We start from the raw sequence: 24718 nt of genomic DNA, 5'->3' as shown, positions 1-24718 counted from the left end.
CTTGCTAAGGTGTAAACCTCTAATAAAAAATAATCAGCATAATTGCTAAAAATAGAAGCGCCTAAATCATGCCAAGCACGCCATTAACCTCTCAACATAATTCGGTACAATCCGTGGTCGCCACTAAGTTAGCCCGAGCGATATTTGCAGGCTTTGAGGCTATGTTTGCACAATTTTTAAATATCACCTTAGGGGCACAAAGTCGTTTTGAACAACGCCAGTATCATGAGGTGCAAGCAGCAATGAGAGAGCGCTTACAAGTGTATGAGCGCTTAGTAAAGCAAGTAAGTGAAGCCGTTAGAGTGATTGCTTATGATGAATTAGATTGCCCTCAAACATGGCAGCGGGCAAAAAATATTTATGGTGAGATGGTAAAAGAGCATGAAAACCAACCCATTGCGCATACATTTTTTAATTCTACTTTTGGCGCTATTTGGGATGATAAAAAAATTCGCACAGTTCACTTATTTGTATTAAAAGCAAAATACCGAGGGCAGCCGCGCTCTTATGAAGGGCTTGTAAGTCGTATCTCCTTAAAAGAAGGGTTTGATCAGGCAATTAAAGCCTTATTAAATGAGCAAGTGTTTAGAGTCCCCTTTAAAGATTTAAGTAGTGATTTAACTAAGTTACAAGCAACGTTAACGCAAGGTGCTCAGCAGCAATGTCGACAAGTATACGAATTAATAAACTTAAATGATGGTTATATCGAATATGCTAATTCGCATTTTTATCGTAATAAGGCGTGTTATGTCATAGGGCGATGTATTGCCAAAAATGGAGATAACATGCCCTTTGCAATTGCTATTTTAAATACCCCCGATGGGCTTACAATTGATGCTGTAATGATGGGGGCTGATCAACTAAGTTTATTATTTGGCTTTGCACGTACCTATTTTATGGTAGATACCGACCAACCTGCTCGTTATGTTGACTACCTCAGTGTATTAATGCCTCACAAACAACGTTTTGAATTATTTAATGCGATTGGTTTTATTAAACATGCAAAAACCGAATTTTATCGTTATAAAGTAGATACGACTAAAAGTAGTCCCGCAGAATACACGTACCACCTAGCGCCAGGGACTCCAGGTATGGTGATGCTGGTTTTTACTATTGACGGCCTAGATTATGTATACAAGGTAATAAAAGATAAGTTTAGTGCCCCAAAAACAGCAACTAAACAACAAGTAAAAGATAAATATAACTTTGTAAAACAAGCTGACAGAGTAGGGCGATTAGTTGACACTCATGAGTTTAGATACCTTGCATTTGACTTAAGCCGTTTTAGTGATGAACTGCTAATACAAATGAAAAAACACATTGGCGATAGCTTAGTCATTTCCGGCAAAGCCTTAATACTAAAGCATGTTTACGTTGAGCGAAAAATGACACCGCTCAACCTGTATATCAATCAATGTAATAGTAAATCACTTCAGCAAGTGATGCTTGATTATGGTAAAGCGATAAAAGAGCTTGCCAGTGCAAATATTTTTGCTGGTGACATGCTGATGAAAAACTTCGGCGTAACACGTTGGGGGCGAATAGTATTTTATGATTATGATGAAATTTGCCCTCTCACCGATTGCAATTTTAGAGACGTGCCAAATACACAAAACGCGTTAGAAGAATTAAGCTCACACAGCTATTTTGATATTGACCAAAATGATATATTTCCCAGTCAATTTAAAGTGTTTTTTAGTGCCAGTAACTGTGCGTTTAACCACTTTAATCATTACCATAGTGATTTATTTACGGCAAAGTACTGGCAAATGATCCAGCAAGGAATTGAGCAAGGCCAGCTTCCAGATGTATACCCTTATAAGCAAAGTTGGCGTTTTAATACTATGTCAGTAAATTAACGCTGAGTTGGTTTCTTCAGGCACAGTTAACACGATAAGGATTATGATGAAATTTACTATATTCGCTTGCTTAGTTTTATTGCCATACTCTGTATTTGCCAATCCCCTATTAGGTACGTGGGAGTTTGTTCAAGGAAAATACGCGGTAGAAGATGGGTTTGTCAGCGCTAAAGCCCCAGAGATAACTTCAATCAAATTAGTAACAGCAACACACTTTAGCTATATCACAGAAAAAAATGGCCAATTTAGTTATGCTGGTGGTGGCCAGTACCAATTAACCGATGGGCAATTTATTGAAACCTTTGAGTATGGCAATATTGCATCATTGATGGGTAAAACCATGGCTTTTGATTATAAAGTTGAAGGGAATTTGTGGCATCATTCTCTTACAGATAATGGCCAGCTAGTTGAAGCCGAAGTGTGGCGAAAAATCAAATAAACCCAATACAAGGAGACTTATGCAGTACATTTCACATCATGAGCAGCAGTTAGCGTTTTCGAAAACCGATAAACCAAAGGTTAATAACAATGAAGTGCTAGTAAAAGTGGCAGCGATTGGGGTAAACCGCGCTGATTGTATGCAGCGTCAAGGTAAGTATCCTGCTCCTGAAGGAGATAGCCCTATTTTAGGACTTGAGTGTGCAGGCACCGTGTGTGAGCTTGGCAGTGAGGTAGACCCTAAATGGCTCGGTAAGCGTATTTTTACTTTATGTGCTGGTGGCGCTTACAGTGAATACGTCGCAGTAGATGCGCAGCAGTTAATGATATTGCCCGATCATATCTCTATGGCGCAAGGTGCTGCTATAAGCGAAGTGTATTTAACAGCCTTTGGTGCGCTATTTGAATTAGGCAAGTTACAATCAGGGCAAACGGCGCTTATTCATGCCGGTGCCAGTGGTGTTGGTGGTGCGGCTATTCAGATGGCAAAAAGTGCTGGTGCACAAGTAGTGATTACCGCGGGTTCGGATGAAAAGTGTGAACATGCTAAAAGGTTGGGTGCTGACCACGTAATTAATTATAAAACCACTGATTTTGTTGAGTATATGAAATCAAATAAGCTAACTGCAAACGCAATTGTTGACCCTGTTTCTGGTAGCTATTTAAATAAAAATGCCATAGTGGCCGCAATGGATTGTCAGATTATTATGCTGGCATTTTTAGACGGGCGCTTTGCAGAAGTAGACTTTGCACGTTTATTACAAAAGCGGATTTCGTTTCATGCATCAACACTACGTAATCGCAGTATTGAGTTTAAACGAGCTCTGAGAGATGCCTTTGTCTCGCGTTTTTACGATGATATTGCCAATCAGAACTATGACTTTAATATTTATAAAACCATGTCATGGAAGCAAGCCAGTGAGGCTCATGCCATTTTAGAGGGTAATGAAAACTCAGGTAAAGTTGTGCTACTGGTTGAATGATATAAGCAAGCACAGCGGGATTAATATTGTTAATTAGGCTGTGCGCCCATATAATTTAGTGAACACTATAAAATATTAAGGCAAATAATGAATCCAATTATTGCAATATTAAAAGAGCACAACGTTAGTGATGAAAAAGTAGCTGCGTTGTTTGAAGCATTTACCCAAAACCCAATGATGGCTATGGCATTAGTGCAAGAGCTGGGCATACCACCTGAAAAGCTTCAGCAACTAATGGCTGTGGTGATGACTCAACCGCATTTGATTAAAGAAGCCACTGATGAATTAGGTCTTGATTTTGCAAAAGTACAAGAAGCGAAAGACAAGTTAAATCAGCAGTAAACCATCTTTAGAGGCATGTTTTATACATGTTTCTATCATTAAACATGTTTTGTTACACACTCCTTTGAACGGCTCTGCGTTTATACAGTCAAATAAATACTTAACCCATAGCAGAGACAAAACATGAAGCGACTTTATAAATTTTGGAAAAATAATCGTTCTTTAATTGTATTCATTATTTTAATGAGTGTATTTCGAAGTGCCGTCGCCGATTGGTATGAAGTACCAACAGGTTCAATGAAACCAACTATTGAAGAAGGCGATCGAATCCTTACCGATAAAATGGCGTATGATTTACGTATACCATTTACGCATGTATCCCTGTTGAGAATGGGGGACCCACAAACTGGCGATATTATTGTATTTGACTCGAAAGTAGCGGATAACCGTTTGATTAAGCGAGTAATAGGTGTACCTGGAGATACTATTGTACTTAAAAATAATGAACTTATAATCAACGGCGAAAAGCTTAATTACACACATTTGCAAAGTAAGACGACTTCTTCAGATAAAATAGAAAACTTAAATGGTTATAAGCATTCAATCCGCGTTAGTAATACACCATCACGTTTATCGAGCTTTGATGAAATAACAATTCCTGAACACTACTATTTAGCCATGGGTGATAACCGTGATAATAGTGCAGATTCTAGAGTAATAGGGCTCATCCCACGTGATGAATTACTAGGTAAAGCCGAGCGTGTGATTGTATCGCTTGATTACGATAACTATTATTTACCTAGAACAGAAAGATTTTTAAAACCTTTAGAGTAATAGAACTGCTGTTAGCAAGGCTAACCATAAGGTGTTAGCCTTAATTCGTTTGTGATTTTTCTAGTCTATATCAATTGAATACGCTTCGAGTAGCTCATTTAGCTTAGTTTGCTCTGATGCATCGAACTCGATACCAACACTAAGGCGATTCCCCTTCATTTGATTATTTCTGATATAGGACGTGACTATGACAGACTTATTGTCTATCGGAGACAAAATATGCACAAATACTTGGCGTTTTTTTAGCGCTACAAATCCAGAGCTCACATGTATCGCAAAACGGCAGCCACTGGGTGAAATATCAATGATTAACCCATGCAATAAGCTCTTATTATCGGCGTCTATATCACCTTTGTGTAAACTTATTTTAGCTGGAATATGAGTCGGTAGTCTGCTAGTTTCACGTAATTGACGGCTTTCGATTTTTTTAGGGTACGCTAGATAAATTAAGCGTTCAGGGCGAAATGAAATCGCTAATATACTGGTAGAAAAAGCCACACATTCACCGCGCTCATCTTCGATGATATAACGAACAATGGCGCCATTACCTTCAACTAAAATATCGCTGTAGTCGTTTTTACCTGCTTGAGCAGGGTATTTTAATATTAAATATTTACCGGTGTCGTAGCCGATTAAAGTGAGTTTAAAGCGAACCTGAATAGGGTTGTTAAATTGTATATCAATTAATTTCCCTGGAAGTAAATCGAGGAAAAACTTTTTTTGATCTTCAGTTGCTTTCTCTTCAACAGTGGTATTATTTTTATTCGCTTCCACAAACTCTTTCTCAATATTAACAGACGCTTAATTATCTTTTAATATAGTGTAAAAATCACTAGTATTAAAGAGGGCATTTAGAATTAGGTATTAATACTTTATGCTCGTTCTAGTAAGTGTTTCAGCTATTCACGGGGTTTTATCTACAGAAATGTTGCTATTTTAGCAACACGTAAACATTAAGGTGATCAATAAAAACTTAGCGCTTTGGTATTGAAATCATACTTATACTACCATTTATCACGTTAAGGATTATTATTTACGAGCTGAAATAACTATTTACCTTTCTCTCGATAAAATTTATCTACATAAAAGTAAGTCACTTAACTAAGTAAATGGTATAGCATAGTAACACCATCTATCTGTTTAAATTAGAGCAGCACAAAGGATTATGATGATCGTTAACATGTTCGATAAATTAATATTTGCTTGCGCTTTTATTATTGCATTGCAACTACCGCAGCTAAGTGATCATTACCAACAACATTTAGCGGGCTTGTATCATGCGACCAAGTGGCAAGTTGATGGCTATGCAGATACAGCAAAGCAATATAAATTTTCTAGCACACAAGCAATGATAAACCGTCATTTAGAAAACACGGAACCGAGTGTCAGAGCCGATGCAGAACAAAAACAGCAAACCTTGATGCTATTCGCAGACTTAAATCAAGGTATGAAGCTATTTGAGCAAGGTAATTTAGTGCAAAAATTGCTGTATATATTCTCCCCTGATCGTTTTGAAAGATTACAAAATACACTCAATAACTTTAAGTTAGGGATCCCTTTAACCACCAGTGCATTATTGTTTGCGCTGATATTAGCTATCATATTAAATCAGCTCGTAATGTTGCCGTATACTTTATATGTTGCCCAAAGAAAACGAAACGCAGCTAATGCTTAATGACAGTAATTACTGTTGGTGCTTTTTAATCGGCTTTTTTAACTACAAATGCGCCACGAATGTCACCCAGTTTAAAATCAGTTGCCTGATCATTAGGGTATAAAGTCGCTATTTTTTTAGAAACTGCGGGGGCAATGTCACTGCCATGACATGCTAAACACGCCTTTTGAGTGGGGATCGCTTTTATAAAATACCAGCCATCTGACCTTTGTGTTTGGTGTTCTATTTTTGCTATAGGCTCGCCATTGAGCTTACGTTGTTCAAAGTTTAATAAAACATTTCTTAACCATTCATCGGGTTGATTATCTGGGTTACGTGTTTTTAACGCACTGCGGCTAATTTGCCATGTACTGTTGCTGTGTTGTGAAGCGATAGCGGGTGCGGCTGTATTACATACACTTATTGCTGCTATAGGTCCATTTTGTTGCATTGTGCTAACCAGTACTTGTCTTAAATCAGTTGAAAATGCCTTGATAGTTTTGCGCGCATCGTCAACATTGTTAGCAAAAGCAGCGGATGAAATAAATAAACTGGAAAAAAGTAAAATAATGCGCATAATAGGCCCCTTAATATTAGTAACTACTAATATATAGAGTGTCAGGTATTTTTCAACTAAATCGTACAGTGTTTCAGCACTTTTTTATTCGATGTACCGCGGCTAAAATCGATAAACGGTCCCAAGTGAGAATAATATGTATACTAAACAAGATGATAATAAAGTAATAAATCAACAAAACACCTATGATGCTGGTGGACTTAGTGCTGATGACCCCTTGGCGGCAATTAAAGCTATTCGACTTGAGCAGTTGGCACAATGTCGGCTAAAAACACAAAAAGAAATGCAAACGGGGCATAAAAAAATAAACCCTAAGCGATAATAATTTGCTAAATTAAATTTATGAATTTCAAACTTGGATAGTGCAATCAATTACATAACTATAAAACACCCTCATCAAGTTATTTCTTTTATTGCTTGGCTATGCGCTTTGGTTGTGATGTTGATAGGACTTTTTACACCTAACAATAAAGAAATTTTATTGTTCTTAACAGTGAGCTCGCTGTGTTTGCTGATGTTTAATAGTGTGGCAATTTCTGCTTGGGTATTTCATCAGTTTAAAGATAAGCAGTTACGCTTTATAGCGGTTCTATGTAGCGCAGCTTTAATGCTGTGCACAGTAGGGGATGTAATAAACTTTAACCTATCCCAACACTATCATCGCTATGCAACGTTAATAAAGCATGACTACTTAATTGATTCAATTTTATTTTTTGCACCTGGCTACAGCCTTTTATTTTTAGCCTGTGTGTTGGCCTATAAAAGGCAGCAAGCTATATCGCGATTAAAAAGCGTACTTTTTATGCTTGTTGTACTGGTGATAAGTGCTACGTCGCTCGCAACTATGTACCTTGATGGGGCTGGTATACCTATTTTAGCTATGACCGGCGTTTATAGTGTGGTGGTAACTGCCGTGGCGCTTATGGGCCTTATGTTGGTTATTGCTTATGGTGGGTTTCATGCGCCCAAACCAATAATGTGGGTGAGCTTAGGGCTTTTCCTTGCTGCATTGGCCGATGCCATTATTGGTGCTTTTTGGATTTATGGTAACCAAGGGCAAGGTTTTTATCCTCAGGTGCGCTATATAAATTGGTTTATCTATATTAGCTCCCAATGCTTAGTGATTCATTTGGCAAAAGTAGTCGCCTTAGCTAAATAACGTCAACAATAAAAAAGCCGCTAAATATTTAGCGGCTTTTTTAAACTAGAGCAGAGTTTACATTACTCGCATACCAGGCTCTGAACCATCGTCTGGGTTAAGAATGTATATTTCTTTACCGCCAGGGCCTGCGGCAAGTACCATGCCTTCAGACATTCCAAAGCGCATTTTACGTGGTTTAAGGTTAGCAACCATCACGGTTAGCTTTCCTTCGATGTCTTCTGGTGCGTAGGCTGATTTAATGCCTGCAAATACTTGGCGTGTTTCGCCGCCTAAATCAAGAGTTAACTTAAGCAGTTTGTCAGCACCTTCTACGTGCTCTGCTTTAGCAATTTTAGCAACGCGTAAATCTACTTTTGCAAAGTCATCAAATTCAATCTCAGCTGCGATAGGCTCTTTTGTCAGTGGGCTATTAGGATCGATTTTGTCTTTTTCAGCGATTAAGCTTTCTTTTGATTCTTCAACCATTTTATTCACTTTGTCCATTTCAACACGTTGCATTAACGGCTTAAATTTATTGATAGGGTGGCTTATTAGTGCAGTTTGCACACCTTGCCATGTAAGCTCATCATTTAAAAAGGCTTCAACATTTGTCGCCATACCAGGCAGTACAGGCTTCAAGTAAGTGATCAGTACGCGGAATAAGTTAAGTCCTAACGAACATACCTGATGCGCTTCTTCTTGCTTAGACTCGTCTTTAATAAGCACCCAAGGCGCAGCATTATCAATAAATTGATTTGCTTTATCAGCAAGCGCCATAATTTCACGAATTGCGCGGCTGTATTCACGATTTTCGTAATGTTCAGTAATAGTGGCTGAGGCATTTTGAAATTCAGCAAGCAGTTGTGGTTCCAGAATTGTGTCGCTTAACTTACCGTCAAACTTTTTAGTAATAAAGCCAGCACAACGGCTCGCAATATTAACTACTTTACCCACTAAGTCTGAATTTACACGCTGTGCAAAATCTTCAAGGTTTAAGTCTAAATCGGTAATACCACTGTTAAGTTTAGCTGCGTAGTAATAACGTAAAAATTCAGGATCTAGGTTATCTAAATAAGTACGCGCTTTAATAAACGTGCCTTTTGATTTAGACATTTTCGCGCCATTAACAGTAACAAATCCATGGGCAAATACGTTAGTAGGCTTTCTAAATTGAGCGCCTTCTAACATCGCAGGCCAAAACAGGCTGTGGAAATAGATAATGTCTTTACCAATAAAATGATAAAGCTCAGCGTCAGACCCTTCTTGCCAAAACGCATCAAAGTCGATGCCTTGTTTGTCACATAAGTTTTTAAAGCTCGCCATATAACCAATAGGCGCATCTAGCCATACGTAAAAATATTTACCTGGTGCGTTTGGAATTTCAAAACCAAAATAAGGTGCATCACGGCTAATGTCCCATTGCTGAAGACCATCGGCAAACCACTCATCTAGCTTGTTCGCCATTTCTTGCTGGATTGTGCCTGAGTGTAGCCATTCTTTAAGCATGCCTTCAAAGGCTGGTAAGTCAAAAAAGTAATGCTCAGAATCTTTTAAAATAGGCTCAGCACCCGACATGACAGAGCGTGGGTTGATTAGCTCTGTTGGGCTATAAGTTGCGCCACAGGCATCACAGCTATCACCGTTTTGATCTTCTGATTTACAGGTAGGGCAGGAGCCAGTAACAAAGCGGTCTGGCAGAAAAATACCTTTTTCTGGATCGAATAACTGAGAAATAGTGTGCTTTTTAATATGACCGGCATCGTTAAGGCGGTTATAAATAAGCTCACTAAATTCTTTATTTTCTTGGCTGTGAGTGCTGTGGTAATTATCAAATTTGATATTAAAATCAGCAAAATCGCGTTGGCGTTCTATGCTAACGTTTTTAACCATTTCCTCTGGCGTGATCCCTTGCTTTTGCGCATTAAGCATAATAGGTGTGCCATGAGCATCATCGGCGCACACGTAGTATGCTTCGTGGCCTTGTAGTTTTTGAAAACGCGACCAAATATCAGTTTGAATATACTCTAATAAATGCCCCAAATGGGTAGGGCCATTGGCATAAGGTAATGCGCTAGTAATCAGGATCTTTCGCTGTGCCATAATCATTCCAAATTAAGCGTTCCTAGCTAGGAACAGATGAAAATTATTACATTATCGATAAGCGCGGTAGTAACAGAGTACACTGCTTATTGATATTTACTAATTGACTGGTGTTAATGCCCTGAATGTTACATAATTCCGTGGCACTTTTCATCAAAGAAACGCTATTTTATTGCTATGTTTGGACTGTCGAAACTATTCTCTGCTAAATCGGTGCAAAAACAACCGATTATTTCTGCTTTAGCGGCCTATCGCAGTGCCGCTTTTGCTGTGGGTATTGAGCAAGATTTTATTGCTGATATTACTCAAAACACCGATAAATCAATTATTGTTAAACTCACTCTTCCTTTTGCCGCGCAATCTGAAATGCCGCATGTTGCTAATTTTTTAGCTGAGCGACTTAAAATCGAGGTAAATGTAAGTGCGGTTGTGGCACTTAAAGAGCCTGCAAAATTTAAAGCCATAAAGCACATTATTTTAGTGGCCTCAGGCAAAGGTGGGGTAGGCAAATCTACTACGGCTGTAAATCTTGCCGGTTCGCTTAAAAACGAGGGCGCTAAAGTAGGCATTTTAGATGCCGACATTTATGGACCGTCTATTCCTATGTTGTTAGGTTTGGTAGGCAGTGAGCCTGTCACTAAAGACAACAAACAATTACAACCATTTGATGCCAGCGGTATTAAAGCGCAATCTATTGGCTTTTTAGTGCCTAGCGACGATGCAACTGTATGGCGCGGTCCTATGGCCTCAGGCGCGCTTAGTCAGCTATTAAATGAAACCGATTGGGGTGAGCTTGATTACTTAATCGTCGATATGCCCCCAGGCACTGGCGATATTCAATTAACCATGAGCCAAAAAGTACCTGCCAGTGGCACTGTAATTGTTACAACGCCACAAGACTTAGCGTTGGCAGATGCGCAAAAAGGCATTGCTATGTTTAATAAAGTAAACGTGCCAGTGCTTGGTTTAATTGAAAATATGAGCCATTACATTTGCGGACATTGCGGCGAAGCTAATCATGTATTCGGTAAAGATGGCGCACAAAAATTAGCCATGAAGCATGGTGTTCCTGTGCTTTCACATATTCCGCTTGCGATTAATATCAGAGAATCCTCTGAACAAGGTAAATTGATTGCCAATGATGCAAGTGCCGCTATAAGTGAAACTTACAGTGCAGCCGCACGGCTCATCGCCAGTACGCTTTATTATCAACAACATCACAACGCGATTGAAGTTGTGATTACGGAAGATTAAAAATGAGACTTTCAGATACACATATAAAAGAATATTTAAACGACGGGCGCATTGTTATTGAGCCCGCCCCGACCAGTGAAATGATTTCTGGGGTGACTGCGGATCTTCGTTTGGGTAATAAGTTTAGAACTTTTCATGCCCATAATGCCGCTTTTGTTGACTTAAGTGGTCCAAAAGATCAGCTTAATAAAGCCTTAGAATCAATTATGAGCGACGAAATTGTACTAGATGAAGGCGAAGCATTCTTTTTACACCCCGGCGAGCTTGCATTAGCAATAACCTATGAAAAAGTAACCCTACCTGCAGATATTGTTGGCTGGTTAGATGGGCGTTCGTCGCTGGCACGTTTAGGTTTAATGGTGCATGTAACCGCACACAGAATCGACCCTGGTTGGAGTGGTAATATTGTTTTAGAGTTTTATAACTCGGGTAAACTGCCACTTGCACTTAGACCCATGATGAAGATTGGTGCAATGAGCTTTGAAACGCTCACCGGTCCATGTGAAAACCCGTATAACACCCGTGTTGATGCAAAATATAAAGATCAGAATAGCGCGGTGGCAAGTCGTATCAGTGATGATAAATAGTAATTCTGATTTTTAGAAACGATTACTATGTTTGTTGATGAAGCGCGTAACCTAATAATTGAAAATATTGGTTAAGTGCTTCATTGGCTTGTAGCGTTTGGCTAAGCTCAGGGTAAATTAAATTATTACTGCTTAATCCACTGACCAAAAAGCTATTTTTTATTGTTTGGTGCTGATTTATACAGGCTTCAAAACACCGAGCTGCAAGCTCCTCTGGCATACTCATGTATTGCTGCTTGTGTGCCTTATCAAACGCGATACAGCGTTGTACAAATTCATTCGCATCTTCCCCGTTTCGCGCTAAAAATACCCGCTTATAAAATTGATTAAGTGCATCATTAAGTGGATGGCTCAAATCGGGAGAGTTTGATAACCATAACTTAGAGGCGAAACCAAACCGAGTTTTTGATTTAAATAAATGCTCACTAATATGATGATCAAATGCATGAAACCACTCATGGGCTAAAGCACCGCCGCCTGCGTTTTTTGCCAGTGCGAGAGTTTGATCGTAAGCATTATAGTGTGCTTGCACGCCTTTTTGCCCACCGTGACCAAAGGCAAAGTTAAGCTTACCGCGAAGGCCAATTGCTGTTGGCGGTAAATGTAAAATTTGCGCTAAATCAGCTAGCGCATCATAAATTAGATTGGCACTAATAAATCGCTCTTCTTTAGTCACCCATTTACCAACTACCATCGAACGAAAACCAAAAGTCGTTCTAATATCGCTAAAATCAACTTGGTCGTCAAAACGATAGTCAGGGCCTTGGCGTGAAAATCCACGCTTTAATCGAGAAGGGGTATTACGCATTGGTTATTTCATTTTTAATTACAGGTAACGTGCTTTTACGTGAGCGGGCATATGTTGGGTTTGTTTGGTAATTAATTCATTTAATAAACCATACAAGGGTGCTGGATTTATTGCTTCAATAAGCAACAAACTATGCGCTACTGCCTCTAGGGTTGACAAGCTATCTGCTCTTGGGGCTTTACGAATAGTATAACGGTTCGTGGGAATTTGGCGAAAGCTTACTGTTTTAAACTGTTGTAATAGTGGGGTTAATTGCAAAATTTTAAAGGCTTTATTCCATGTACCATCGAGCACTATTAAATGTGTAATGGGTCGCACGTTTTCATTGTCATTAGCTACATCTAACTCAATTGCGTCCTCGTTTGGATAGAGTAACACCGTCGAGCTGAGCGGCAGCTTTTGCAAGCAAGCAAAATCTTGATTATTTTCGCCTATAATTATTTTGCATCGCGTTAAACTTAATGCCAATAACTGTGCCGTATTTTTACTAATTTTTGCTTCACTGGGGTGCTGTAACACAACAACCTGAGTTTGATTATCAACACAGGTGATTGCATTGCAAATACAGGTGCTTAGCGAAAAATTACAGCGTTCACAAAGGGCACGTGCCATAAGCTAACCATTCGATTAATACATTTAACTTAATTATACATTTTTGCATTAATAAAGTTGGTTTTTTTTGTGCTTAGATATAGAGTAAGAGATGAAATATAAATTGCAGGAACGCATTATAGGGCATCAATATGACAGAAATCAGTATCGACGAATCCGCTTTAGAAAGTATGGAATCGCTATTAGGTGAACAATTTCCAGATACGCTGGAATTTTGTTGTGCGGAATTTGAGCGCTTAGGGAACGAAACTATTGCAGCGCTTGGCCAAGATAAAGAGGCTGCAATTCGCCATTCTCATAGCCTTAAATCAAATGCGGCTCAATTTGGAGCGGCAAGTTTAGCCGAGGTAGCACGTTTAATTGAATATAATTTAAATAATGGGAATGACGAGCAGGTTGTTGATGCAGCAAATAATTTAATGGCGCAAGTTACTGGCTCGCAAGCAAAATTAAATGAGTGGCACGCTCAGCGATAAACCCGTTTAATGAAGAACAGAATAAAGTGTTAACGTGAATTTTTTTCAGTTTTAAGCGCTTAATTTCCCCTAGTAATTCAAGGCTTTACTGAGTTAGTCTTAAGGCTAACTTGCTCTTTAGAGGTAACAATGTCAGAAATAAAAAAGAGTCATAAATTAGACGGCGTCTGTTATGACATCCGTGGCCCCGTTTTAGTGCAAGCTAAAAAAATGGAAGATGAGGGCCAAAAAGTACTTAAGCTTAATATTGGTAACCCCGCGGCGTTTGGTTTTGATATGCCAGAAGATATGCACCGCGACATTATTCGTAATTTATATTCTGCTCAAGGCTATTGTGATTCTAAAGGGCTTTACTCTGCGCGTGTTGCTATTTATCAGCATTACCAACAGCGTGGTTTACACAACTTAGACGTTGATAATATTTACATTGGTAACGGTGTGAGTGAACTGATTCAAATGGTCACTCAAGCGTTGTTAAATAATGACGATGAAGTATTAATTCCTGCACCCGATTATCCGCTTTGGACTGCGTCGGTAAAGTTAGCAGGCGGTAACCCTGTTCACTATTTATGTGATGAAGAGCAAGATTGGTTTCCTGATATTGATGATATTAAAAGCAAAATCACCTCAAAAACTAAAGCATTGGTGTTAATAAACCCTAATAATCCAACAGGGGCTGTGTACAGTGATGCCTTGCTTCAAGAATTGATCAACATTGCCCGAGAGCACAAGCTTTTACTGTTAAGTGACGAAATATACGAGAAAATTCTGTACGACGGCGTTACCCATACTTCTATTGGTGCATTGTGCGACGATATTCCCATTATTACGTTTAACGGTTTAGCTAAGACATATCGCGCCGCTGGTCTTAGAATGGGTTGGATGGTGTTAAGCGGGCGCACTGCCTTAATGACAGATTTAATTAAAGGCCTCGATATTCTTGCCTCAATGCGTTTATGCGCAAACGTCCCTGCTCAATATGCCATTCAGCAAGCATTGGGTGGGGTACAATCCATTGATAGCTTAATTGACCCCGGAGGCCGTTTATACGAGCAACGAGATATTGCTTGGCGTGGATTAAATGCAATTGAGGGGATAAGCTGTAAAAAGCCAAAAGGGGCGCTGTATGCATTTCCCAAAGTTGATACAAAATTGTTTAATATTAAAAATGATGAACAAATGATGTTTGACTTGTTAAAGGCAGAAAAAATATTATTAGTACATGGGCGCGCTTTTAACTGGCCAGATCCCGATCATTTTAGATTAGTGTTTTTACCTAATAAAGATGATTTAAGCAGTGCGATGATGAAAATGCAGCGGTTCTTCAAAGATTACCGACAAGAATAAAGTAAAAAACGAGCCAAATGGCTCGTTTTTTGGTTAATGCACTAAAGTAAATGGCCGTGTTTCAAAGCATGTGATGGGGCATTCCATTCTCTGTCTTGGAATGCCAGCTTCCATAAAAACGTGCCCTTGCACAGTAAAGCCGTTATTTTTGAATCGTTCTACTTCATTTAAAATACAGTTAATACTGACAGCCTCAATACCTTGCTCTGCGGCAAGCTTTACAATGAAATTAAGTAGAGATTTATAAACGTTGCGATTGCGGTGCTGGGGTAGTACGGCAATTCTTCCTATTAAACCATCATTACATAATCGACCTGTGGCAACAGGTGAGTGCATATTATCGGTAACCAGAATATGTTGAGCGAGCGCATCTAAGCTATCAAATTCAATATTCTTTGGAATATGTAATTCGTAAACAAAAACACGCTCTCTTATTTGTTGAAGTTGATCTTTTTCACTTTGCCAATCAACTTTGTCAACAGTATAAACCATAGCCTCCTCCTAGCTAAACCAAATACCCTCATTAACCAGTGTAGTAAAGGTTTCGATAAAATCTAGGCTAGGTGTGGTTGAATTCAGCAAGCTGCTATCAAATTCAATAAAATCAGTTAGCTGTTTTACAGCCTCTAAATCAGATAGCGGTAAAGGGTAGTTTTCGCCATTAACACTTAAAAGCAGCTCATCACCGATGCATTGGTAAATTGCACGCGTGCCACCAAGACGCTCAAATGTCATATCACTGTCAAGTTGTTGCATAATTTCAGCTGTACTAAACGGGTTTTCTTCAGGGGCTAAATCCATATCATGCTTAGGTTGACTTAATGTGTTTCCTAACCAATTTTTAAATAAGCTGTCGTTTTCTATTAAAGCCTGCATTAACGTTTTTACTTTATCAACTTCGCTTTGCGTAAGCTCACCTTTTGAATCACGTAGCGCGAGGGTATGATCCGTGTAACGTTTTTGACCGCTTTCTGTGTCAATAATATGATCTGCAAAGCTAGACAGTAAATCTTGTTGATTAGGTGCTCTAAATCCGACCGAGTAGTTTAAAGCATTTTCAATGGCATAGCCTTCATGCGGACAACCTGGTGGTATGTACAAGATATCACCAGGCTCTAAAACACAATCAATTACTGCGGTGAAGGCTTCAACTTGTAACAAGCTTTTATTTTGAGCAAATTGCTTTAATGAGGCATCAGGTAAGCCTACTCGCCAATGGCGTTTGCCTTCTCCTTGAATAATAAATACATCATATTGATCCAAGTGCGGTCCAACACCACCGCCAGGGGTTGAGTAGCTGATCATTAAATCATCTATACGCCAGTTAGGAATAAAACGAAATGGTTCAAGCAATTGTGCGGCTTCTGGGTGCCAATGATCGACTGCTTGCACTAATAAAGTAGCGTGCTCATCGGTGAGTATTTCAAAATCTTCAAACGGCCCTTGATGGGACTGCCATTGCTGGTTATGGTTGGTTATAATACGCGACTCTATGCTGTCTTCCATGGCAAGGCCTGCCAGTTCATTGGCATCAAGAGGATCTTTAAAGTCACTAAAACCTCTTTTGATTAACAGTGGCTTTTTTTGCCAATATTGATTTAAAAACGCTTGCTCAGATAATTCATTTATTTTTAATTGATACATAGAATGCCTATAACGTTAAGACCTAAATGAAAAAAGCGAAAGGCAGGTACCTTTCGCTTTTTATTAGTAGATTTGAGTAATTAAACTAAATCATCAATAAACTCAACAGCGCGACCAATGTAGTTGGCTGGGGTTAGCTTTTTCATTTCTGCTTTTGCAGCGTCTGGTAAATCTAAACCATCAATGAAATCAGCCATAATTTCTTGATTTACACGTTTACCACGCGTTAAATCTTTTAGCTTTTCATATGGCTTTTCAATGCCGTATTTACGCATTACTGTTTGGATTGGCTCTGCTAGTAGCTCCCAGTTTTGGTCAAGCTCATCGGCTAAACGTTGTTCGTTAACTTCTAGCTTGCTTACACCTTTAAGTGTAGATTGGTATGCAATAACAGCATAACCCATACCTACACCTAAATTACGTAATACGGTTGAGTCAGTTAAATCACGTTGCCAACGAGAAACAGGCAGCTTTTGCGCTAAGTGACCTAATATGGCATTAGCTAAACCTAAGTTACCTTCTGAGTTTTCAAAATCAATAGGGTTTACTTTATGTGGCATAGTTGATGAGCCAATTTCACCAGCAATGGTTTTTTGCTTGAAGTGATTAAGCGCAATGTATCCCCACATATCGCGGTCAAAATCGAGCAATATAGTATTAAAACGCGCAATAGCATCAAATAGTTCTGCAATGTAGTCATGCGGTTCAATTTGTGTGGTAAACGGGTTAAGTGTTAAACCTAGGCTAGCTACAAATTTATCTGCGTGAGTATGCCAGTCGTAATCAGGGTAAGCACTTAGGTGAGCATTGTAGTTACCTACAGCACCATTTACTTTGCCTAGCATTTCTACTTGGGCAATTTGATCACGTTGACGCTTTAAACGCATGTATACGTTTGCAAACTCTTTACCCATAGTTGATGGGGTTGCAGGTTGCCCATGCGTACGAGTCATCATTGGAATGGCTTTGTATTCAACAGCTTTTTCTTTAATTGCGCTTAATAGCTCATCGCAATAAGGTAAAATAACATTGTTACGTGCTTCACTTAACATTAAACCGTGAGATAGATTATTAATATCTTCAGATGTACATGCAAAGTGAATAAATTCATTAATGGCATGTAATTCAGCGTTATCAGCTACTTTTTCTTTTAGTAGGTACTCTACGGCTTTTACATCATGGTTAGTGGTGCGTTCAATGTCTTTAACACGCTGCGCATCGGCTTCACAGAAGTTATCGACGATAGCATTTAATAGTCCGTTTGCTTGCTCGCTTAAAGCTGGGACTTCTTTTATATCGCTTGCTGCAGCTAACGCTTGCAACCAACGCACTTCAACGGTTACACGGTATTTGATTAATCCAAATTCGCTAAAAATACTGCGTAGTTCAGTGGTTTTGCTGCCGTAGCGACCATCAACCGGAGAGATAGCCGTTAACGCTGAAAGCTCCATAATAACTCCTAAATTTTAGTTTGAACGATAATTAAATTTTTGTTTTAGCAATGGCGAGAATTTTTCTTTTTGCAAAAAAGAAATGACGACGTTTGCCGCCCATTTGACGCCATAATACTGCACTACGAATACCGGCTAAAAGTAACGCACGGATTTTGTTTTGAGTGAGCTGCTGTTTTAATAACTCGGGTTTACCATAAACCTGGATTCGGTGCCCAAGGGGGCTTAGCACCGACGAGTATATATCTGCTAAACCGGCAACAACACTGTCATCGGTAATAGCAAAATGATCTAAACGACGATGAATATCATCAATACGTTTACCTAATTCATTGAGGCTCTTACTATTGGCACTAAGGGCTCGCTCTAACTGCATTAAGCCACCCACGTATTTAACTATTTCAACATCTTTTTGAGCACCGGCACTCAGTTGTGCCATTAATGTTTTATAGCCATCACGCAAATTTTGTGTGCCTTGGTATACATCCTCAGGAGAGGCGGGTGAGGTTTGCACAATACTTGATAACAACGTTGATAAGTCATGTTCATCACAACGACCGTATTGAGCAACCTTTTGTACTTGTTTTGCTACTTGGCACATGGCAGCAAGTGCCATGACTTGATGTTGATTCATTACTTAATCACCGAATCAATAATACCACCGCCTAAACAGACTTCATCAGCGTAAAATACGGCGGATTGTCCTGGGGTAACGGCTTTTTGCGGCTCATCAAACAATACGCGTGCCATACCATCTTCTCCAACGAGTAATGTACAGCTTAAGTCTTCTTGACGGTAGCGAGTTTTAACGGTGCAGCGAGTTGTACCTTGCGGGCCAACACGATCTACCCAGTGTAATTGGTTTGCATTAAGGCCGTTACTGTACAAGCGAGGGTGATCTTTACCTTGACCAACAACAAGAACATTTCGTTCTATATCTTTATCTACCACGTACCATGGTTCGCCCGAGCCTTCTTTCATGCCACCAATTAATAAACCTTTACGCTGGCCAAGGGTGTGATACATCAAGCCTTCATGCTCACCTACATTGTTACCATCGGTGTCTTCAATTACTCCAGGTTGTGCAGGCAAAAACTTTTGCAGAAAATCTTTGAATTTACGCTCGCCAATGAAACAAATGCCGGTGCTGTCTTTTTTATCATGGGTAATTAAATCCTGTTCTTCAGCAATGCGGCGTACTTCTGGTTTGGCAATATCTCCGACAGGAAATAGTGTTTGCGCAATATGCTCATGGCTTAGTGTATACAAAAAGTAGCTTTGATCTTTGTTATCGTCTAGGCCTCGGCACATTACGTATTTGTCATCGCGTAGCTCTCGGCGCACATAGTGACCAGTTGCAATAAAATCAGCACCAAGTGCTTGCGCAGCAAACTCTAAAAACGCTTTAAATTTTATTTCTTTATTACACATTATATCTGGGTTGGGTGTACGACCCGCTTTGTATTCTGCTAAAAAGTATTCAAATACATTATCCCAGTATTCAGCAGCAAAATTAACGGTATGAAGTTCAATGCCTAACTTGTCACATACAGCTTGTGCATCTTTTAAATCTTCAGCAGCAGCGCAATATTCATCATTGTCATCTTCTTCCCAGTTCTTCATAAACAAGCCTTCTACTTGGTAGCCTTGCTGTTTTAATAAATATGCAGATACAGAAGAATCAACACCGCCGGACATACCAACGATGACTTTAATATGACTATTTTCGCTCATGAATAATTTCGCTTATACAGATTACTGTTAACTTGGAAAGGCCGCGATTATAGCATGTATTTTGTTGGTGCTTAAAGAGAGGATGGGGGATTGAATAGATTTTGTTGTAACTTTTTCCATCCAATGGTTAGTAAGGCGTAGTTTGGTGTGTAATTTACTCATTTTTAGGCTAATGAAAAGGGATGAATTATATTGATGGCTTCATACTTTGTAAGTTGCTTTTGTCGTATTTAATTATGTAACGCTATTCTTCATTAACAAAACTTTACATTTGAGATTACCTACCATATCTTAATTAGTATCTAAACACGTAAATACTTAAATAACCTAAAATATAATCAATGGAATGAATATATGAATTACGCCTCGCAATCACATTTGGTTAAGTCGTTTGTGCTGAATGCGTCCGAAAAAACGGTGTCAAATCTTACTTTTGAAGACGATTATTCACTACAGCAATTCAAAGAATCAGCTTATAAGTTATTTTATGACATTATAACTGTGCCAGCTCCCTATCTTTATCAAGAGCCTAATCCGATTGTTGAGCTGTTTAGGCTTATAGAATCCTCTTTAGGCTCTTTAAAATCATCACAAAAGGCAATTTTAAGCCAGTTAGAGAAATGGTGGGTAGAGTGGCATTTTGTCGCTTCAATGAATGTATCGCTTGAACGTGAAAACAAAGAACAAGACTATAATGTTATAAGCACTACCCAACACCCTATGCGCAAGCATGAGTTGAGTCATTATGCGCGGTTATTCACGATTCTACCCTTACCGGTATGTGATGTTTGTATGGTAACTGGTGATATTTTAAAAGTGAACCAACGTTTTATTGATGTATTTGGTTACACGTTACAAGACGTACCTAATCTTAATGTTTGGTGGAAATTAGCCTACCCTGAAAAAGATTACAGAACATTTGCACAAACGTTATGGCAGGAGTCACTTGAGCAAGCCAATCAAAATAATGATGATATTCCAGCTAATGATTACAGGATTTCTTGTAAAGATGGCAGTGAAATTGTGATGCAAGTTTCTGGTATCAGTGTTGAAGGAGAATTTATTGCTATATTCAACGATGCTACTGAGCGTTTAAAAACTCAAGAAATACTCAGTGATATGGCGTTTTTAGACTCACTCACTAAAATAGCCAACAGGCGTCGCTTTGATGAAAAACTTACGTCTGAATTTAACAAGTTATCGAACGAGCATCGTGAGCTTTCGATGATCATTATTGATATCGATAATTTTAAAAAGTATAACGACCGATATGGTCATCTCGAAGGAGATAAATGTTTATTTCAAGTTGCGCAAAAATTAGCTGAAACCGTCTGCAGGCCAGAAGATTTTGTAGCGCGATTCGGAGGAGAAGAGTTTGTCGTGCTGTTACCTCAAACAGGTAAGCAAGGAGCATTATTTATTGCCGAACAAATACAAAAATCGATTGAAAAAATGGCCATTCCCCACAAAGACAGCTTTACAGGTATATTGTCTGTCAGTATGGGAATAAACACCATAGAGCATGAACACGATAGCGATCATGCACAATTTTTTAAACAAGCAGATAACGCACTTTATTACGCGAAAAAACAAGGAAGAAATTGTATTGCTTTAGCTACAGATAATTAGGGTCTGTTGACCTTTGCGGATTAAAATTTGTTCAAACTAGGGGCGGTTTAATCGCGGCGCGAGGTTTGTAACTTAGTGGGCTAAGTAAAAGCCGAGCAACAAAGAGTAAATCGCCCCTAGGCAGAACCCAAAGGGCAGCGCCTGTTTGGCATTGATGCTGCGTTATCGCCTATTTATGGGGAATAACCACACCACATAGGCTTTGCCTTGCCTAAATACCAAACAGACTGCTGCAAATTTAACCTTGAAAGGTCAACAGACCCTAACACAACTTGATGGTTAATTATCAATATCTTTGAATTCTCCGCTATTTATTCCCTCTAGCGTGTATTTACCGATACTGTAGCGAATTAAACGCAAAGTAGGGTGGCCAACATGAGCTGTCATGCGTCTAACTTGACGGTTTCTGCCTTCGTTAATTGTAATACTTAGCCATGATGTAGGTATTGATTTACGCTCTCGCACAGGAGGAGTTCTTGGCCAAAGCGCTGGTTCATCCATTAAAGTTACTTCAGCGGGTAAGGTGATGCCATCTTTTAGTTCGACACCTTTATTTAAAGCATCGATAGATGCTTGTGTTGGGGTCCCTTCAACCTGAACCCAATAGGTTTTGTTGGTTTTTTTACCAGGCGCTGTGAGTGTATTTTGTAACTTGCCGCAGTTTGTTAATAACAACAACCCTTCGCTGTCCCTGTCTAAACGACCTGCTGCGTAAACATCTTTTATAGGAATAAAATTAGCCAATGTTTGCCTATTTTGATCGTCAGTGAACTGGCAAAGAACATCATAAGGTTTATTAAATAAAATGACTTTTTTATCGCTCTGCGCTATTGCCGGCTTTATTGGTCTTTTTACTGTCCTTTTATTGATACCACTTCGAGAGTAAGTACGGCCTGTATTGCGCTTACCCTTTGAGGAGGGCGAATGTTCAGTTTTATGCTTCATTAAATACACCGTGCAGGTTTAGGTAAACCCGCAATTTTAGTTGCTTGTTTGGCTGGCCCTTTAGGAAAAAGTTTGTATAAGTACATGCTGTTCCCTTTATCCTCACCGAGTGCTTTAGCCATGGCTTTGACTAACATTCTAATGGCTGGACTAGTGTTATATTCAAGATAAAACTCTCGCACAAAGTTAACAACTTCCCAATGCTGCTCAGTTAATGTGATGTTTTCTTGCTCTGCAATAACATTGGCTAACTCTTTTGACCAAACAGTATGATCTAGCAAATAACCTTGTTTATCAGTGTCTATTGTTTGATTATTAAATTCCAACATGGTTCACCAAGTAATTGATTGTTTTGCAGTTAAACTGAGGGTAACGAACTCATCATAGCTAATTGCTTTGTCGTTCATATTTAATGATATATCTCGAGCTTCTGCATCATCTTTTAAAATATAAAGTGAGTCAGCAAATTGTCTATATTGCCCTTTTGCAAAGCAAGCGTCACCCACGAGTAAAACACTGTCTGTGAGCATAATTAGATTGTCTAAGCTGTGGGTACTGTAGTAATTCAGTGGTTTTGAAAAAATATGTAAAGTACTCATAGGGTCACCACATGCTGCTGATTGTGAATTAACTGTTTTTGGGCATTAAAGTTTACTATGTTTGCCTCAATGAGTAGTTCACTTTTACTTAAACCATAATCAATCAGTGACTTTTCACAAACGTAAATATTTTCAACATCATAGATTTCCAACATTTTAATGTTTTTAAAAAAATCTTTGATACCTAAACTATTTGGCTTTTGGTTTTTTTTAAGCGCTAACACAGCTGGGCCGCTAAACAACCAGCTAATATTTTGATCTACGGCAGCAAAAATAAGGGTCATATCAAGTGCATCGCGGATATGCATGTCATCAAATGGGCTTGACTGACTAATTACGAGTACATTAATCATTTAAATTGTATCCATTTATCTGCTTCACTGGCCAGCATGGCAAATTCAGCTAAGCCTGCAACAGCAAATGCGCCGGTATTTTTTATATCTAAGCCTCGCTTTTCAGCCGCAGTAACGCATAACATTAGATTTATATTTTTTTCAGCCAGTTGCTGCCAAAGTGAGAGAGTACTTAACTCATCTGAGGCTAACTCAAAATGAGTTGAAGCATGATAAATAGCATCTTGGTATAAAAATAACGCATCAACGCTATGTCCCTGCGCTAGGCAGGCATGAGCAAACTTAACAATACGTTGAGTGGTATCGTGATCTGATGGTGGAGTATGTAAAGAAAGTACAAAGCGTGCCAAAACTATTCCAATAAAAAAGCCCCAATAAAGGGGCTATTTTAACAGAACTATTTAATTAGTCATTATTTGCGCCAAGTAAGGCAAGTAATGAAGTAAATAGGTTATATACGCTAAGGTATAAAGATACAGTTGCACGGATATAATTTGTTTCGCCGCCGTTAATGATTCTGCTCGTATCGAACAAAATCAGGCCAGACATGATTAATACAACTGCTGCGTTTAGAACCATAAACATTAACGAGCTACCTAAGAAAATATTTACAATACTTGCCACGATAACCACAATTAAGCCTACAGTTAAAAAGCCACCCATGAATGAGAAGTCTTTTTTAGTGTTAAGCGCATAAGCAGATAAACCAAAGAAGATTAACGCCGTAGAACCTAGCGCTTGCATAATTAGCATAGGGCCATTAGGTAATTGTGCGTAGTGATTTAGTAGAGGGCCTAAGCCGGCTCCCATTAATCCTGTAAACGCAAACACCCAAAATACACCAGATGCTGTATCTGCTTTTTTATTAACAACAAAAAGTAGACCAAATGAAACTAGTGTGAATACAAGTCCCATAAAGTAAGGTAATTGCAGTGCCATTGAAATACCGGCAGTGACTGCACTAAATGCAAGTGTCATTGCAAGTAAGAAATAAGTGTTTTTAAGCACTTTGTTTGTTTCAATGGTCGACATTACCGGCTTTGCAGTATTGTACGATTGATTAAACGCCATTGTAGAGCTCCTGTAAGTGAAACTAAGTAGTTCCTGTAATTTAACTAAAATTAGATTACCAACTCTTATATGTTTGGGCAAACCTTTGTAGATCAATAGACAACTAAATTTAAATAAAAGTTCATTTGCCGGTTAGGATTTGCTCTCATTGCTTTATGTTTAAACAAATTAGTTGTTTTTTAATCACTTGAACAAAAAAATGAAAAAAAAGCTTCACAAAGCCCAAGGGTTTCCCTATTATTCAGGCCGTGCGGAGAGATGGCAGAGTGGTCGAATGCACCGGTCTTGAAAACCGGCAGGGGTTTATAGCCCCTCTAGGGTTCAAATCCCTATCTCTCCA

At 38.9% G+C, this 24718-nt stretch carries 29 protein-coding genes and 1 tRNA gene; 14 read left to right on the top strand and 16 right to left on the bottom strand.

Annotated elements, in window-relative coordinates:
* Positions 1-68 precede the first annotated feature (68 nt).
* The 5 genes from aceK (at position 69) to lepB (ending at position 4396) form a co-directional block, all read left to right on the top strand.
* Positions 69-1859 (top strand): bifunctional isocitrate dehydrogenase kinase/phosphatase, encoded by a 1791-nt coding sequence (aceK, locus tag AN392_RS09580; RefSeq protein ID WP_055012569.1) that lies wholly within the window; start codon positions 69-71, stop codon positions 1857-1859.
* 46 nt (positions 1860-1905) lie between these two features.
* Complete coding sequence (locus tag AN392_RS09575) at positions 1906-2298, top strand: hypothetical protein (RefSeq protein ID WP_055012568.1); 393 nt, start codon at positions 1906-1908, stop codon at positions 2296-2298.
* Positions 2299-2317: 19 nt separating this feature from the next.
* Positions 2318-3280 carry a zinc-binding dehydrogenase gene (locus AN392_RS09570; RefSeq protein WP_055012567.1) on the top strand — a complete coding sequence of 321 codons (963 nt, stop codon included), beginning with the start codon at positions 2318-2320 and terminating at the stop codon, positions 3278-3280.
* Between the two features lie 87 nt (positions 3281-3367).
* On the top strand, positions 3368-3622 hold the full coding sequence (locus AN392_RS09565) for a DUF2999 family protein (protein ID WP_008113615.1): 255 nt from the start codon (positions 3368-3370) through the stop codon (positions 3620-3622).
* A gap of 123 nt (positions 3623-3745) precedes the next feature.
* On the top strand, positions 3746-4396 hold the full coding sequence (gene lepB / locus AN392_RS09560) for a signal peptidase I (RefSeq protein WP_082424799.1): 651 nt from the start codon (positions 3746-3748) through the stop codon (positions 4394-4396).
* Between the two features lie 60 nt (positions 4397-4456).
* Here lepB and AN392_RS09555 read toward each other — a convergent pair whose 3' ends face one another.
* Positions 4457-5170: a flagellar brake protein gene (locus AN392_RS09555; RefSeq protein ID WP_055012566.1), complete on the bottom strand. Its 714-nt coding sequence runs from the start codon at positions 5168-5170 to the stop codon at positions 4457-4459.
* 394 nt (positions 5171-5564) lie between these two features.
* On the opposite strand from AN392_RS09555, the gene AN392_RS09550 reads away from it, so the two are divergent.
* Positions 5565-6071, top strand: a complete 507-nt coding sequence (locus AN392_RS09550) for a DUF2937 family protein (RefSeq protein ID WP_055012565.1) — start codon at positions 5565-5567, stop codon at positions 6069-6071.
* 25 nt (positions 6072-6096) lie between these two features.
* Here AN392_RS09550 and AN392_RS09545 read toward each other — a convergent pair whose 3' ends face one another.
* Positions 6097-6627 carry a DUF3365 domain-containing protein gene (locus AN392_RS09545; RefSeq protein ID WP_055012564.1) on the bottom strand — a complete coding sequence of 177 codons (531 nt, stop codon included), beginning with the start codon at positions 6625-6627 and terminating at the stop codon, positions 6097-6099.
* Between the two features lie 136 nt (positions 6628-6763).
* Between AN392_RS09545 and AN392_RS09540 the strand changes: the two genes are divergently transcribed.
* Together AN392_RS09540 and AN392_RS09535 are read left to right on the top strand one after the other, a co-directional pair.
* Positions 6764-6949 (top strand): hypothetical protein, encoded by a 186-nt coding sequence (locus tag AN392_RS09540; protein ID WP_055012563.1) that lies wholly within the window; start codon positions 6764-6766, stop codon positions 6947-6949.
* 159 nt (positions 6950-7108) lie between these two features.
* Entirely contained in the window at positions 7109-7786 is a 678-nt protein-coding gene (locus AN392_RS09535) for a hypothetical protein (protein WP_235575582.1), read from the top strand.
* A gap of 57 nt (positions 7787-7843) precedes the next feature.
* Here the strand turns inward: AN392_RS09535 and metG are convergent, their stop codons facing one another.
* On the bottom strand, positions 7844-9868 hold the full coding sequence (gene metG / locus AN392_RS09530; protein WP_055012561.1) for a methionine--tRNA ligase: 2025 nt from the start codon (positions 9866-9868) through the stop codon (positions 7844-7846).
* 177 nt (positions 9869-10045) lie between these two features.
* Between metG and apbC the strand changes: the two genes are divergently transcribed.
* Both apbC and dcd read left to right on the top strand, forming a co-directional pair.
* Positions 10046-11122: an iron-sulfur cluster carrier protein ApbC gene (gene apbC / locus AN392_RS09525; protein ID WP_055012560.1), complete on the top strand. Its 1077-nt coding sequence runs from the start codon at positions 10046-10048 to the stop codon at positions 11120-11122.
* A gap of 2 nt (positions 11123-11124) precedes the next feature.
* On the top strand, positions 11125-11709 hold the full coding sequence (dcd, locus tag AN392_RS09520; RefSeq protein WP_010390186.1) for a dCTP deaminase: 585 nt from the start codon (positions 11125-11127) through the stop codon (positions 11707-11709).
* Positions 11710-11734: 25 nt separating this feature from the next.
* On the opposite strand, the gene AN392_RS09515 is transcribed toward dcd, so the two are convergent.
* Positions 11735-12517: a CLCA_X family protein gene (locus AN392_RS09515; RefSeq protein WP_055012559.1), complete on the bottom strand. Its 783-nt coding sequence runs from the start codon at positions 12515-12517 to the stop codon at positions 11735-11737.
* 18 nt (positions 12518-12535) lie between these two features.
* Complete coding sequence (locus AN392_RS09510) at positions 12536-13129, bottom strand: tRNA-uridine aminocarboxypropyltransferase (protein ID WP_055012558.1); 594 nt, start codon at positions 13127-13129, stop codon at positions 12536-12538.
* Between the two features lie 131 nt (positions 13130-13260).
* Here AN392_RS09510 and AN392_RS09505 point away from each other — a divergent pair, with 131 nt between their 5' ends.
* Positions 13261-13605 (top strand): Hpt domain-containing protein, encoded by a 345-nt coding sequence (locus AN392_RS09505; protein WP_055012557.1) that lies wholly within the window; start codon positions 13261-13263, stop codon positions 13603-13605.
* Between the two features lie 129 nt (positions 13606-13734).
* Positions 13735-14952, top strand: coding sequence for a pyridoxal phosphate-dependent aminotransferase (locus tag AN392_RS09500; protein ID WP_055012556.1), 1218 nt, complete (start codon positions 13735-13737; stop codon positions 14950-14952).
* A 33-nt stretch (positions 14953-14985) separates the two neighbouring features.
* Here AN392_RS09500 and AN392_RS09495 read toward each other — a convergent pair whose 3' ends face one another.
* The 5 genes from AN392_RS09495 to mnmA form a co-directional block, all read right to left on the bottom strand.
* The gene (locus AN392_RS09495; RefSeq protein ID WP_010390180.1) at positions 14986-15444 is read right to left on the bottom strand and encodes a GNAT family N-acetyltransferase; all 459 of its coding nucleotides are present in this window, start codon (positions 15442-15444) and stop codon (positions 14986-14988) included.
* Positions 15445-15453: 9 nt separating this feature from the next.
* Positions 15454-16596 (bottom strand): cupin domain-containing protein, encoded by a 1143-nt coding sequence (locus AN392_RS09490; RefSeq protein ID WP_055012555.1) that lies wholly within the window; start codon positions 16594-16596, stop codon positions 15454-15456.
* An 80-nt stretch (positions 16597-16676) separates the two neighbouring features.
* Positions 16677-18047 carry an adenylosuccinate lyase gene (purB, locus tag AN392_RS09485; RefSeq protein ID WP_055012554.1) on the bottom strand — a complete coding sequence of 457 codons (1371 nt, stop codon included), beginning with the start codon at positions 18045-18047 and terminating at the stop codon, positions 16677-16679.
* A gap of 31 nt (positions 18048-18078) precedes the next feature.
* On the bottom strand, positions 18079-18681 hold the full coding sequence (gene hflD / locus AN392_RS09480) for a high frequency lysogenization protein HflD (RefSeq protein WP_055012553.1): 603 nt from the start codon (positions 18679-18681) through the stop codon (positions 18079-18081).
* Complete coding sequence (gene mnmA, locus AN392_RS09475) at positions 18681-19781, bottom strand: tRNA 2-thiouridine(34) synthase MnmA (RefSeq protein ID WP_010390175.1); 1101 nt, start codon at positions 19779-19781, stop codon at positions 18681-18683. Before mnmA ends, hflD begins: the two co-directional genes overlap by 1 nt.
* Before the next feature lie 354 nt (positions 19782-20135).
* Between mnmA and AN392_RS09470 the strand changes: the two genes are divergently transcribed.
* The gene (locus AN392_RS09470) at positions 20136-21410 is read left to right on the top strand and encodes a diguanylate cyclase (RefSeq protein WP_055012552.1); all 1275 of its coding nucleotides are present in this window, start codon (positions 20136-20138) and stop codon (positions 21408-21410) included.
* A gap of 279 nt (positions 21411-21689) precedes the next feature.
* Here the strand turns inward: AN392_RS09470 and AN392_RS09465 are convergent, their stop codons facing one another.
* From AN392_RS09465 to AN392_RS09440, 6 genes are read right to left on the bottom strand one after another with little or no spacing between them, the layout of a single operon-like run.
* On the bottom strand, positions 21690-22355 hold the full coding sequence (locus tag AN392_RS09465) for a pseudouridine synthase (RefSeq protein WP_055012551.1): 666 nt from the start codon (positions 22353-22355) through the stop codon (positions 21690-21692).
* Complete coding sequence (locus AN392_RS09460) at positions 22355-22684, bottom strand: TusE/DsrC/DsvC family sulfur relay protein (protein WP_010390172.1); 330 nt, start codon at positions 22682-22684, stop codon at positions 22355-22357. Before AN392_RS09460 ends, AN392_RS09465 begins: the two co-directional genes overlap by 1 nt.
* 3 nt (positions 22685-22687) lie before the next feature.
* Positions 22688-22954 (bottom strand): DsrH/TusB family sulfur metabolism protein, encoded by a 267-nt coding sequence (locus tag AN392_RS09455; protein WP_010390171.1) that lies wholly within the window; start codon positions 22952-22954, stop codon positions 22688-22690.
* Complete coding sequence (tusC, locus tag AN392_RS09450; protein WP_024603060.1) at positions 22951-23307, bottom strand: sulfurtransferase complex subunit TusC; 357 nt, start codon at positions 23305-23307, stop codon at positions 22951-22953. The genes AN392_RS09455 and tusC overlap by 4 nt, the downstream gene beginning before the upstream one ends.
* Entirely contained in the window at positions 23304-23657 is a 354-nt protein-coding gene (gene tusD, locus AN392_RS09445; RefSeq protein WP_055012550.1) for a sulfurtransferase complex subunit TusD, read from the bottom strand. Before tusD ends, tusC begins: the two co-directional genes overlap by 4 nt.
* 55 nt (positions 23658-23712) lie before the next feature.
* Entirely contained in the window at positions 23713-24378 is a 666-nt protein-coding gene (locus AN392_RS09440; RefSeq protein ID WP_008112034.1) for a Bax inhibitor-1/YccA family protein, read from the bottom strand.
* A gap of 252 nt (positions 24379-24630) precedes the next feature.
* Here AN392_RS09440 and AN392_RS09435 point away from each other — a divergent pair.
* A tRNA-Ser gene (locus AN392_RS09435) sits at positions 24631-24718 on the top strand.

Origin of the sequence: Pseudoalteromonas sp. P1-16-1b (assembly GCF_001401785.1) — a bacterium.
Taxonomy (GTDB): Bacteria; Pseudomonadota; Gammaproteobacteria; order Enterobacterales; family Alteromonadaceae; genus Pseudoalteromonas; species Pseudoalteromonas undina.
This window is presented reverse-complemented; position numbering and strand designations above follow the sequence as displayed.